A 12,994-nucleotide genomic window follows, 5' to 3' on the forward strand; every position below is an offset into this window, starting at 1 on the left:
TTAATCTTGTTGATCGATCTTACGCTCAAGAGACTTGAGGCGCTTGCTCATATCATCAATGTTCATCACCAGAGCTGCTGTTTTACGCCATACCTTGTTGGGTTGTAGCGGAATACCTGAGGAATAGACGCCAGGTTCAGTGATAGGACGCATTACCATGCCCATTCCCGTCACAGTCACCTTGTCGCATATTTCCATATGGCCATTAATCACGCTCGCGCCGCCAATCATGCAATAACGGCCAATTTTCAGGCTGCCTGCCATGATGACGCCACCCGCAACCGCGGTATTGTCGCCAATCACAACGTTATGCGCAATCTGGCACTGGTTATCGATGATAACACCATTGCCAATGATTGTGTCGTCAAGCGCGCCACGGTCAATGGTGGTACAGGCGCCGATCTCTACGCGATCGCCAATAATAACGCGACCAAGCTGCGGGATCTTAACCCAGTTACCACGATCGTTAGCGTAACCAAAGCCATCAGAACCAATAACGGTGCTGGACTGGACGAGGCAATTTTCGCCAATTTCAACATCATGATAAACGGACACATTGGCCCATAAACGGGTTCCGGCGCCGATTTTCGTATTTTTCCCAACGAAGCAGCCCGGGCCAATGACGACGTTATCGCCCAGCACAACGCCGGATTCGATAACTGCATTCGCGCCAACGGCGACGTTGTTACCAAGCCTGGCCGTCGCATCAATCGCTGCACTGGCCGCAATGTTCTGAGCCGGCTGCGGCGTGGTATCAAGAATTTGAGCCATGCGTGCATACGTCAGATAGGGGTTTTTCACTACCAGCGCGCTTACAGTGGCAAATGGAAGATCGTCCTGCGTCAGTACAACAGCTGACGCCTGGCATTGAGCCAGTTGCTCACGGTACTTAGGGCTTACCATGAAGGTAATCGTGCCAGCTTTAGCAGATTGCATGGACGCAACAGCGGTGATGACGATATCGCCATCACCGTGTAATTCTGCATCCAACTGCTGAGCTAAATCAGCCAGTCGAATTGAAGGCATTACTTATTTAACCTGTTTCAGAACATCAGCAGTGATGTCTTTAACATCTTTGCTGTTATAAGCAACGGCGTTCGCATCTACAACCAGATCGATACTCTGATCGGCAGCCACTGCTTTAACAGCAGTCTGAATGCGAGTTACCAGCTTGCCGCGTTCTTCGTTAGAACGACGCTGACGATCCTGCTCGAAAGCCTGCGCTTTCTGGGAGAACGTCTGGCGCTGAGCCATTACGTCTTTTTCCAGCTTGCTGCGGTCGCTTGCTTTCATGGTAGAACCATCACGCTGCAGACGCTGCATTTTGGACTGAAGATCGTTTTCCATACCCTGCAGTTCGCTTGCACGGCCTTTGAATTCGTTTTCCAGAGTCGCAGAAACACCCGTTTTCTGTGCAACCTGCTGGAACAAATTACCCATGTTGACGATTGCAATTTTGTCTGCTGCCTGAGCAGAAGTTGCCATCGCTAAACCGAGACCTGCAGCTAATAACCACTTTTTCACAATTAACTCCTTACCATCCCATTGGCACCAGAAGGTACCGTTCTTTGCGTGGCAAGGCGACCGTGTAACCGATCGCCAGTTGTCAGCGCTACACTGCCAACGCATTCCTTTGCAGCGGATTATTACCAGGTTTTACCAATGTTAAACTGGAATTGCTCCGCTTTGTCTCCATCATATTTCTTAAACGGCTGGGCGTAGGAGAAGACCAACGGCCCCAGCGGTGACATCCATTGTAATGCGATACCGGCAGACATGCGAATATTGCTCGGATCGCTGTAGTCAGGAATGCCTTCTGCGCGCATCTGGGCAGTATTCTGCCAGTTGGTATCCCACACGGTACCGGCATCCCAGAAGAAGGACGTACGGACCGAGTTCGCATATTTATCACTGATAAACGGCGTTGGCGTGATGAACTCCAGGCTGGCAACGGCCATGGCGTTACCGCCCACCGCGTCATTGGAGCTACAGACTTCTGACGAGGAAGACTTATCACAGTTATCTTTGTCGTTTCCGCCGTAGTAAACCGCTTTCGGACCAATGTTGTTGGACTGGAAACCACGAACGGTGCTGGAGCCACCCGCATAGAAGTTTTCATAGAACGGCAGTTCTTTGCTACCCAGACCATCGCCATAGCCCCAACGGGTACGACCCAGAACCACCCACTTATGATCGTCATCGATCGGGAAGTAGGACGCGGTATCCAGCGTGACCTTATAGAACTCGTTATCGGAACCCGGCACGGTAACTTTACCGTTCAGGTTGACGCGAGAACCTTCCGTTGGGAAGTAACCACGGTCGAGACGGTTATAGGTCCAGCCGTAGTTAAAGGTGAAGTCATCCGCCGCGAAGCCATTGTCATTACCATTTTTACTGGTTGACTGGCCGATAGAGTCCAGATAACGCCACATCGCCACCTGCGGTTGCATGTTGGACAGGTCGTTATGCACGTAACCCAAGCCCGCACGCAGGGTGTTGTATTCGTTAACCGGGAAGCCAAGCGTACCGTCGACACCGTAACTCTTGTTGGTGTATGAAGACAGGTCCGCGTCATCTGCTTTAAAGTCGTTATAGAAGATACGACCGCCCAGGCTCACACCGTCTACGGTGAAGTATGGGTTAGTCACAGAGAACTCAGAGTAGGTCTGGTAGTCGTTTTTGGTGCCGTTAATACCGACAGAGTAACCCGTACCCAGCCAGTTATCCTGCTGCACGCCTACCTGGAAGCTGACGCCGCTTTCAGTACCGTAGCCCACACCGAAGTTGAAGCTACCGGTGTTGCGCTCTTTCACTTTATATACGACATCAACCTGATCCGGGCTGCCCGGTACGCGCTGGGTATCGGTATCCACCGTTTCAAAATAGCCCAGACGGTTCAGACGCTCTTTACCCTGATCAACGAGGTCGCTTCCCAACCATGCGCCTTCCATCTGACGCATTTCGCGGCGCAGAACGGAATCTTTGGAGGTGTCGTTACCAACGAAGCGGATCTTACGCACGTAGAAACGGTTGCCCGCATCAACATTCACGTGCAGCTTAACGGTTTTATCCGCGTCATTGATTTCCGGCTGAGTCTGTACGCGCGGATAGGCATAACCGTAGCGGCCGAGCAGCTTCTTAATGCTGTCTTCCATTTTGGTTACCTTGGAACCGCTATACAGATCGCCCGGCTGAATTTTGGTCAGCGATTCGATTTCAGCAGAATGCCCCGCCAGGTTACCACTCACTTCAACACCAGAAAGCTTGTACTGCTCGCCTTCAGTGATGTTAACCGTAATGTAAATGCCTTTCTTGTCCGGAGTCAGACTGACCTGAGTCGAGTCGATGTTGAAACGCGCATAGCCACGATCGAGATAGTAGCTGCGCAGGGTTTCGAGGTCGCCCGCCAGTTTCTGTTTCTGGTATTTGCGATCGCCCACCACGTTCCACCATGGCACTTCATCGCGCAGCTGGAAGGTGGAGATCAGTTCGTCGGTGCTGAACGCGTGGTTGCCGACAATGTTGATCTGCTGGATCTTCGCAGAAACACCTTCCTGGAAGACCAGCTTCAGGTCAACACGGTTACGTGGCAGCGGAGTGACAACCGCTTTCACGCTGGCGCTGTATTTACCGACGCTGTAGTAGAAGTCTTCCAGACCTTTTTCAATGTCTGAAAGGGTTGTGCGGTCCAGGGACTCACCCACACGAACACCAGATGCTTCAAGGTTCTGCTTGAGCATGTCATCTTTCACCGACTTGTTACCGGAGAAAGTGATACTGGCGATCGTCGGACGTTCTTTTACCTGTACCAGCAGCGTATCACCATCGCGCAGGACGCGGACGTCCTCAAAGTTGCCGGTGGCAAACAGAGCACGGATGGTGTTACTGATATCATCATCATTAACCGTATCGCCGGGGCGTACAGGCATACTGAGGAGGGCCGCACCAACGGCGACACGCTGGAGGCCTTCGAAATGAATGTCTTTCACTACGAACCCGTCAGCACCGTATACGGTGGCGCTGCTAAACAGCAGCGACGCTATGAGCAACTTTTTCATCGCCATCGTTATTATGCGTTCTTCCTAACACTCTCTTACAACCGAGAGAAATCATTGAAAAGTGCAAGCCCCATTAACAGCACCAGCAAAATCGAGCCAATGCGATAACTAAAGTCTTGAACTCGCTCGGATACCGGTCCGCCTTTTAGCTTTTCAATCGCCAAAAACAGCAGATGACCCCCGTCTAAAACGGGAAGCGGGAACAGGTTGATTATCCCAAGGTTCACGCTAATGAGCGCGAGGAACATGAGATAGTAAATCACCCCGAATTCCGCTGACATCCCAGCCCCCTGAGCAATCGAAATTGGCCCACTGAGGTTGTTCAGTTTCACATCACCGGTTATCAATTTCCCCAACATGTTGACCGTCAGCTTCATCAGTTGCCATGTTTTATCCGTGGCTTCAAGGATGGCGCTGAACGGCCCATACTGGCGTATTGTCTTGTACTCATCTGGCAGCGGGATCACTTTTGGCACAACGCCTGCAAACCCTTCTGCCTTTTTGCCGACCGACTTCGTATCCGGGATCAGCGTCAGCGAAAGCGGACTGCCCTGCCTTTCAACTTCCAGCGCGAGAGACGTTCCCGGATTATCGCGCACCAGAGTAACAAAGGTCATCCACTCTGTTAATGGTTGACCATCGACTTTAACGATCCTGTCGCCCGCTTGCAAACCCGCTTTGCTCGCCGCCGAATTTGCCTGTACTTCGGCTAATACCGGCTCGATCTGCGCGCCGCGTGGACGAATACCCAGCGCAGCGACGGGATCCTCTTTGTCTGGCTCGAAACGCCAGTGACGTAAATCGAGTACTTTGTCCTGACGCGTATCTGAACCAAACGGCGATACGCTGATGGTGGTCTGCGCATCGCCAATTTTGGCTACCAGCTGCAGTCGCACGGCATCCCAATCAGGGGTTTCGATGCCATCAATCGCTTTAAGTTCCATCCCGGATGTAATTTGCGCACTCGCCGCGATGGAATTGGGGGCAATTTCACCCACCACCGGACGTACGCCAGGGACGCCGATGATAAACACCAGCCAGTAAGCGAAAATCGCAAAGATGAAGTTGGCTACCGGTCCGGCAGCAATGATGGCGGCGCGTTGTCCAACGGTTTTATTGTTGAATGCGCTGTGTCGCAGCTCAGGAGCGACAGGCTCGACGCGTTCGTCGAGCATTTTGACGTAGCCGCCCAGCGGGATAAGGGCGATGACAAATTCCGTGCCGTGGCGGTCGGTGCGCGTCCAGAGTGATTTACCAAAACCGATGGAAAATCGCTCTACGCGCACGCCACAGCGGCGAGCAACCCAGAAATGGCCAAATTCATGCACGGTAATCAGTACACCCAGTGCAACAATGAACGCCGCCAGATTCCAGAGAATGCTCAGCATAAAACCTTCCGTTAAATCGTCCCGAATACCAGTAAAAGCAAACACGCAAACACTGGAACAGCCGCTGTCAGGCTATCAATGCGATCCAGTATACCGCCATGCCCTGGAATCAGGTGTCCGCTGTCCTTAATCCCTGCTTCACGCTTAAACATACTTTCGGTTAAATCACCGAGCACGGAGGCAAGCGCAGCAAAAATCGAGCACACCAGCAGTATTGACGGTGCCACTTCAAGATTCGCCCAGACGCCGTAGCCCCAGGAGATGATCGCTGCCGTAAACAGGCCGCCGATGAATCCTTGCCAGGTTTTGCCCGGAGAAACCTTCGGTGCCAGCTTATGTTTGCCAAACAGTTTACCAAACATATAGGCCCCGGAGTCAGCCCCCCAGACCAGAATCATCACATAAAGCAGCCAGATCGCACCGCTGTAGTGGTTTTCGTCGTAGTGCCACGCTCGCAGCGCAACCATACCCCAGAAAAAAGGAATAATTGTGAGCAAGCCAAAAATCAGTCGCAGCACTTTTGAATTACGCCACAATGCCGCGGAACCCGGATAAAAAAGAACCAGCAACAGCGCAGCAACCCACCAGGCCAGCGATATCCACAAGGAACCGGCAACCAGGGGCTGATGAATATCATGGTGATATTCAGGTAACGTAAACAGCATTATGGCCAGGATAAAGCCACAAAGTACCGCAAGCCATACTCGCTGAGTGCGCGAGGTAAAGCCGCTAAACTGTCCCCATTCCCACGCGGCGAGCATGCACACCACCAGCGTGACAATAGCGAATCCCACCGGGGGCAGTAAAAACAGCGCCGCAATGACAATGGGTATTAATACAAAAGCGGAAATCAGGCGATACTTCAGCAAAAGCTACCCCCATCAGGCTTTGTCGCCACCAGGCTCGGTGCCGCCGAAACGACGCTCTCGATTGGCAAAGGCATGCAGCGCACCTTCAAAGTCTTGTTCATCAAAATCGGGCCAAAGAACATCCGTAAAGTAAAGTTCGGCATAGGCAATTTGCCATATCAAAAAGTTACTTATGCGATGTTCCCCCCCTGTCCTAATTACCAAATCCACAGGTGCCTGTTCATTCATGCAGATTTGCTTGCTCAGCGCCTCTTCATCAATTTGGTCGGGTCTCAACAGCCCTTCCTGAACCTGTTCGGCCAGATGCCGAACGCCCTGGATAATATCCCAGCGTCCGCCGTAATTCGCCGCAATATTCAGCGTCAAACCGGTATTATTTTCCGTCAGCGCTTCAGCTTTGCGAATCCGTTCCTGCAAACGTGAGTTAAAACGACTGGTATCGCCAATGATACGCAGGCGGACGTTGTGGCGGTGCAGGCTTTTTACTTCGCTGTCTAGCGCCCACACAAACAATTCCATCAACGCAGTCACTTCCTGCAGAGGTCGATTCCAGTTTTCACTGCTAAAAGCATAGAGCGTTAACGCATCAATGCCGTTGTTGGCGGCAAAAGAAACGGCGCGACGAACGGATTTCGCCCCCGCTTTATGCCCAAAGGCTCGTATCTTCCCTTGTCTTTTCGCCCAGCGGCCATTGCCATCCATAATGATTGCTACATGACGGCAGCCATGAGCTGGCAAATTTTCGCTTATTGGTTGATTCGCAGACAACATAACGCGTTTTTTGTCCCTGAAAAGGATTTAACGGTACTCAGGAATACTGAAGCCTATACATAAAAAAGCCGTGTCAAACCACGGCTCACCTGACCACATTAAGTCAAATACCTGCGATCAGGTGGCGCAGACTATATCACTGAAGCCCAACGCTAACAAATAGCACGACGACTAGTGCTTGCTTTATCACCAGCTTGCGAGACGTGTCACCCGTTGGCGCGCAATATTACGCGCAGCTGCATCCACCGCCAGCACCTCTTCCACGCTTTGTGGTTCGCGCAAATCCATCATCTCCAGTACCGATAAATTTAACGATGCGATATCGGTAAAACGAATTTGCTGATTCAGAAATGCCTCAACGGTAATTTCATTAGCTGCATTAAGTGCCGTCGTCGCCGCCTGCCCCTGGTCAAAGGCATTCATCGCAAGCTTCAGACAAGGATAGCGGTCGTAGTCTGGTTCACTGAACGTCAGGGAACTTAGCTTGCAGAAATCAAGCGGCTTCACGCCGGATTTCACTCGATTTGGCCACGCCATTGAATGGGCAATCGGCGTACGCATGTCCGGCTCGCCCAGCTGTGCCAGCACGCTGCCATCCTGATAACGCACCATCGAGTGAATCACCGATTGCGGGTGAATCAGTACTTCCATCTGTTTCGCTGACGCATTAAACAGCCAGCGCGCTTCAATGTATTCCAGACCTTTGTTCATCATGGTGGCAGAATCAACGGAGATTTTACGCCCCATCGACCAGTTCGGATGACGGCACGCCTGATCCGGTGTCATCGCACGCAGTTCAGACAGTGGCGTTTCACGGAACGGGCCACCAGACCCGGTAAGCAGAATAGACACCACGCCATTCTGCTCCAGGTCAGCGTACCCCAGGTTCTGTTGAAAAGGTTGCGGTAAACTCTGAAAAATCGCGTTGTGCTCGCTGTCGACCGGCAGAAGACGCGCGCCGCGCTGCTTCACCGCATCCATAAACAGGCGTCCACAGGTGACCAGCGACTCTTTATTGGCCAGCAAAACATCCTTACCGGCATCAATCGCAGCAAGCGTCGGCAGCAGCCCTGCCGCGCCGACAATGGCCGCCATGACCTGATCCACCTCATCCAGCGCCGCCATCTCGCAGGCCGCCTGCTGGCCGCTCAGCACCTCGGTTCGACTGCCCTTTTCACGCAGCTGTGCTTTCAGCAGACGCGCGCTCTCTTCGTCATCCATCACCGCATAGCGGGGCGCAAACTCCAGGCACTGTTCGACCATTCGCTGCACATTCTTACCGGCCACCAGCGCTGTCACGGTGTAAAGTTCAGGATTATGGCGAACGACGTCGAGAGTGCTGCAACCGATAGAGCCGGTTGAGCCGAGGAGTGTTAAATGCTTCATGAGATGCCCGAAAAAAGTTAGACCAGATAAAAGCAAAACGCCGCCAGCAAGACCCGAAGTCCTTCTGAACGGCGTTTATCAGTGTACGACAGAAATCAGAACTGCATCAGTTCCGCTTCTTTTTCTGCCAGCGCCGCATCAATTTTCTTGATGGCCGCGTCGGTCATTTTCTGAATGTCGTCCTGAGAACGACGATCGTCATCTTCGCTGATCTCTTTTTCTTTCAGCAGTGCTTTCACCTTATCGTTCGCGTCGCGACGGACGTTACGCACGGATACACGACCCTGCTCAGCTTCGCCACGAACCACTTTGATAAGATCTTTACGACGTTCTTCCGTCAGCGGAGGCAGTGGAACGCGGATGTCTGCGCCCGCAGAGCTTGGGTTCAGTCCGAGGTCAGAGGCCATAATCGCTTTCTCAACGGCCGGGCTCATAGAGCGGTCGAAGACGTTGATTTTCAGCGTACGGGTATCTTCAACCGTCACGCTCGCCAGCTGGCGCAGAGGGGTTGGCGTACCGTAATATTCTACGATGATGCCATCCAGCAGGCTTGGGGAAGCACGGCCAGTACGGATTTTGCTGATTTGGTTTTTGAACGCTTCTACGCATTTGTCCATGCGTACTTCAGCATCTTTTCTGATGTCGTTAATCACGTTACGAATCCTTGAAAACTTGTCTCAGGCAGACTATCCGCCAGCACAGCGCTACAGGTGTGCTAAGTATAGTCGCGTTTAATTCATGACAACGCCAAAGGCGCGTCCGGGTAAGATACCACTACAAAATAAAGCGGAATCTTACCTGTATTTATCGTCAACGGAAATTATTCCGTGATCAAAGTGCCTTCTTTTTCGCCCATGACCACGCGACGCAGTGCGCCAGGCTTGTTCATGTTGAAGACACGGATCGGCAGTTTGTGGTCGCGAGCCAGCGTGAAGGCGGCAAGATCCATCACTTTCAGCTCTTTATCCAGCACTTCGCTGTAGCTCAGCTGATCGTACATGGTGGCAGAAGGATCTTTTGCCGGGTCGGCAGTAAACACGCCGTCTACTTTGGTCGCTTTCAGTACCACATCGGCTTCGATCTCGATACCGCGCAGGCAGGCAGCGGAATCGGTTGTAAAGAACGGGTTACCCGTACCGGCGGAGAGGATCACCACGCGGTTATTGCGCAGCAGGCTGATGGCTTCTGCCCAGCTGTAATTATCGCAAACGCCATTCAGGGGAATCGCGGACATCAGGCGGGCATTCACATAGGCGCGATGCAGTGCATCACGCATTGCCAGGCCATTCATGACGGTTGCCAGCATACCCATGTGGTCGCCCACAACGCGGTTCATCCCCGCTTTCGCCAGACCAGCACCACGGAAAAGGTTGCCACCGCCAATGACCACGCCAACCTGGATACCCAGTTCGACCAGTTCTTTGATTTCCTGTGCCATGCGATCAAGGATGCTTGCGTCAATACCGAAGCCTTCCGATCCCTGCAGCGCTTCGCCACTCAGCTTAAGCAGAATGCGTTTGTACACGGGTTTTGCATTGGTAGCCATGTTTCTTTCCTGAGACTGTCAACGATTAAGATGGGGGTTAATTCTGGCGACATGATATGCCGCAAATCAGCACAGCGATACTGGAGCCTGTCTGATTTCCTGTGACGGGTGACAAAAAGAAGCCGCCCTCAGGCGGCTCCTTTTCAATCATTAAGACTGCTTGGACATTGCAGCAACTTCTGCTGCGAAGTCAGTCTCAACTTTCTCGATGCCTTCGCCCACTTCGAAGCGGATGAAGCCAGTTACGTCAGCGTTGTGCTCTTTCAGCAGCTGAGCAACAGACTTGCTTGGGTCCATTACGAATGGCTGGCCAGTCAGAGAAACTTCGCCGGTGAATTTCTTCATGCGGCCTTCAACCATTTTCTCTGCGATTTCTTTTGGCTTACCAGACTGCATCGCGATGTCCAGCTGAACCTGGTACTCTTTCTCTACCACTTCAGCAGACACGTCTTCTGGCTTAACGAATTCTGGTTTGCTTGCAGCGATGTGCATAGCCAGCTGTTTAACCAGCTCTTCGTCAGCGCCTTTAGCCGCAACCAGAACACCGATACGTGCACCGTGCTGGTAAGAGCCCAGAACGTCGCCTTCCAGAGAAGATACGCGACGGATGTTGATGTTCTCACCGATTTTAGCAACCAGCGCAACACGTTCTTCTTCGAACTGTGCTTTCAGAACTTCAACGTCAGTGATTTTACCAGCAACAGCTGCGTCCAGAACTTTGTTAGCAAATGCCTGGAAACCGCCATCTTTAGCAACGAAGTCAGTCTGGCAGTTAACTTCCAGAATGATGCCGTAGTTGCCGTCGATCTTAGTGATGATCACGCCGTCAGCAGCAACGTTGCCTGCTTTTTTAGCTGCTTTGATCGCACCGGATTTACGCATGTTTTCGATTGCCAGCTCGATGTCGCCGTTCGCTTCAGTCAGCGCTTTTTTGCAATCCATCATGCCTGCGCCAGTACGCTCGCGCAGCTCTTTTACCAGGGATGCGGTAATTTCAGCCATTCTTAAATCCTCGGGAGATGTGAACTGCCCGGCCGGGGGCCAAACAGTGTAAATTGAAAAAAGGGGCCGGTAATGGGCCCCTATTCATACACGGTACTAATAAGGGGTAAAACCTTATTATTCAGCTTCTACGAAGCTTTCTTCCGCCTGAGAAGCCAGATCCTGGGAACGGCCTTCACGAACGGTAGCAGCTACAGCGCTCAGGTACAGGCTAACAGCACGGATTGCGTCGTCGTTACCCGGGATAACGAAGTCAACACCGTCCGGATCGGAGTTGGTATCAACGATAGCGAATACCGGGATACCCAGGTTGTTAGCTTCTTTGATTGCGATGTGCTCGTGGTCTGCATCGATTACGAACAGCGCGTCTGGCAGGCCGCCCATATCTTTGATACCGCCCAGGCTGTTTTCCAGCTTGTCCAGTTCACGAGTGCGCATCAGCGCTTCTTTCTTAGTCAGCTTGTCGAAAGTACCGTCCTGAGACTGGGTTTCCAGATCTTTCAGGCGTTTGATGGACTGACGAACAGTTTTCCAGTTGGTCAGCATGCCGCCCAACCAGCGATGGTTCACGAAGAACTGGTCGCAGCTGTTAGCAGCATCTTTCACAGCTTCGCTTGCAGCGCGCTTAGTACCAACGAACAGAATCTTACCTTTACGGGAAGAGATCTTGTTCAGCTCAGCCAGGGCTTCGTTGAACATTGGTACAGTTTTCTCAAGGTTGATGATGTGAACTTTGTTACGCGCGCCGAAGATGAAAGGCTTCATTTTCGGGTTCCAGTAACGGGTCTGGTGACCAAAGTGAACACCAGCCTTGAGCATGTCGCGCATGGAAACAGTTGCCATGTTTAAAACCTCTATATTGAAAGTTGGGGTTATGCCTCCACGTATCCCATATTACCGACCCCGAAGGGCACCCCGGAATATGTGCCGATACGTGTGTGTTGTTACACAAAGTGAGATTTGTCGCTTCCGTCCAGCCTGTGTATCTGAGATGGATCGGAAGTCCGGCGCGCTTTATACCACAAAACACGACCAGAAACCAACAGTTGTTGGCGGAGTGTGCTGTTAATGATTCTCAATTTGGCACGGAGCGTGCCTGACTGATACCATTGACGACACTTAGACTAGTATTGTCGAAAAAATCGACACCGATGGACAGATTACATGGCTATCTCTATTAAGACACCTGAAGAAATTGAAAAGATGCGCATCGCCGGTCGTCTGGCCGCGGAAGTGCTGGAAATGATCGAGCCGTTCGTGAAGCCGGGCGTCAGCACCGGTGAACTGGACCGTATCTGTAACGACTATATCGTGAACGAGCAGCACGCGGTTTCCGCCTGCCTCGGCTACCACGGTTTCCCGAAATCCGTCTGCATCTCTATTAATGAAGTGGTGTGTCACGGCATTCCGGATGACGAAAAACTGCTGAAAGATGGCGACATCGTCAACATCGACGTAACCGTCATTAAAGACGAGTACCACGGTGACACCTCAAAAATGTTCATCGTTGGCAAGCCGACGATTCTCGGCGAGCGTCTGTGCAAAGTGACGCAAGAGAGCCTCTACCTGGCGCTGAAAATGGTTAAACCGGGTATTCGCCTGCGTACCCTCGGTGCGGCAATCCAGAAGTTTGTGGAAGCCGAAGGTTTCTCCGTGGTGCGCGAGTACTGCGGTCACGGCATTGGTCGCGTCTTCCATGAAGAACCGCAGGTCCTGCACTATGATGCAGATGACGGCGGCGTGGTGCTGCAAAAAGGCATGACCTTTACCATTGAGCCGATGGTCAACGCGGGTGATTACCGCATCCGCACCATGAAAGACGGCTGGACGGTGAAAACCAAAGACAGAAGCTTGTCTGCGCAGTACGAGCATACTATTGTGGTAACAGACAACGGCTGCGAAATTATGACGTTGCGCAAGGATGACACCATCCCGGCGATACTGACGCACGATGAATGATAAAAAAGCCGGCAA

At 52.2% G+C, this 12,994-nt stretch carries 12 protein-coding genes; 1 reads left to right on the forward strand and 11 read right to left on the reverse strand.

Annotation, left to right across the window (positions count from 1 at the left end; all coding sequences use genetic code 11):
• The 11 genes from lpxD to rpsB form a co-directional block, all read right to left on the reverse strand.
• Positions 1 to 1,026, reverse strand: coding sequence for a UDP-3-O-(3-hydroxymyristoyl)glucosamine N-acyltransferase (gene lpxD, locus AC27FC_RS10165; RefSeq protein WP_032644136.1), 1,026 nt, complete (start codon positions 1,024 to 1,026; stop codon positions 1 to 3).
• 3 nt (positions 1,027 to 1,029) lie between these two features.
• A complete protein-coding gene (skp, locus tag AC27FC_RS10170) occupies positions 1,030 to 1,524 on the reverse strand; it encodes a molecular chaperone Skp (RefSeq protein ID WP_032644135.1) in 495 nt (164 codons plus the stop codon).
• Positions 1,525 to 1,646: 122 nt separating this feature from the next.
• A complete protein-coding gene (gene bamA, locus AC27FC_RS10175; protein WP_033144673.1) occupies positions 1,647 to 4,064 on the reverse strand; it encodes an outer membrane protein assembly factor BamA in 2,418 nt (805 codons plus the stop codon).
• Positions 4,065 to 4,093: 29 nt separating this feature from the next.
• Positions 4,094 to 5,446 carry a sigma E protease regulator RseP gene (gene rseP / locus AC27FC_RS10180; RefSeq protein ID WP_033144672.1) on the reverse strand — a complete coding sequence of 451 codons (1,353 nt, stop codon included), beginning with the start codon at positions 5,444 to 5,446 and terminating at the stop codon, positions 4,094 to 4,096.
• Positions 5,447 to 5,457: 11 nt separating this feature from the next.
• Positions 5,458 to 6,315 (reverse strand): phosphatidate cytidylyltransferase, encoded by an 858-nt coding sequence (cdsA, locus tag AC27FC_RS10185; RefSeq protein ID WP_023310457.1) that lies wholly within the window; start codon positions 6,313 to 6,315, stop codon positions 5,458 to 5,460.
• Between the two features lie 12 nt (positions 6,316 to 6,327).
• Positions 6,328 to 7,086, reverse strand: coding sequence for a (2E,6E)-farnesyl-diphosphate-specific ditrans,polycis-undecaprenyl-diphosphate synthase (gene ispU, locus AC27FC_RS10190; RefSeq protein ID WP_024907522.1), 759 nt, complete (start codon positions 7,084 to 7,086; stop codon positions 6,328 to 6,330).
• 186 nt (positions 7,087 to 7,272) lie between these two features.
• On the reverse strand, positions 7,273 to 8,472 hold the full coding sequence (gene ispC / locus AC27FC_RS10195) for a 1-deoxy-D-xylulose-5-phosphate reductoisomerase (RefSeq protein ID WP_196354886.1): 1,200 nt from the start codon (positions 8,470 to 8,472) through the stop codon (positions 7,273 to 7,275).
• Between the two features lie 95 nt (positions 8,473 to 8,567).
• Positions 8,568 to 9,125 carry a ribosome recycling factor gene (gene frr, locus AC27FC_RS10200; RefSeq protein WP_003856180.1) on the reverse strand — a complete coding sequence of 186 codons (558 nt, stop codon included), beginning with the start codon at positions 9,123 to 9,125 and terminating at the stop codon, positions 8,568 to 8,570.
• A 167-nt stretch (positions 9,126 to 9,292) separates the two neighbouring features.
• On the reverse strand, positions 9,293 to 10,018 hold the full coding sequence (gene pyrH / locus AC27FC_RS10205) for a UMP kinase (protein WP_008501910.1): 726 nt from the start codon (positions 10,016 to 10,018) through the stop codon (positions 9,293 to 9,295).
• A gap of 150 nt (positions 10,019 to 10,168) precedes the next feature.
• A complete protein-coding gene (gene tsf, locus AC27FC_RS10210) occupies positions 10,169 to 11,020 on the reverse strand; it encodes a translation elongation factor Ts (RefSeq protein WP_014882627.1) in 852 nt (283 codons plus the stop codon).
• A 117-nt stretch (positions 11,021 to 11,137) separates the two neighbouring features.
• Positions 11,138 to 11,863, reverse strand: a complete 726-nt coding sequence (gene rpsB / locus AC27FC_RS10215) for a 30S ribosomal protein S2 (protein ID WP_003856207.1) — start codon at positions 11,861 to 11,863, stop codon at positions 11,138 to 11,140.
• 321 nt (positions 11,864 to 12,184) lie between these two features.
• Here rpsB and map point away from each other — a divergent pair, with 321 nt between their 5' ends.
• A complete protein-coding gene (gene map / locus AC27FC_RS10220; RefSeq protein WP_033144670.1) occupies positions 12,185 to 12,979 on the forward strand; it encodes a type I methionyl aminopeptidase in 795 nt (264 codons plus the stop codon).
• Positions 12,980 to 12,994 lie beyond the last annotated feature (15 nt).

The organism is Enterobacter sp. C3_dUdeg, assembly GCF_057536195.1.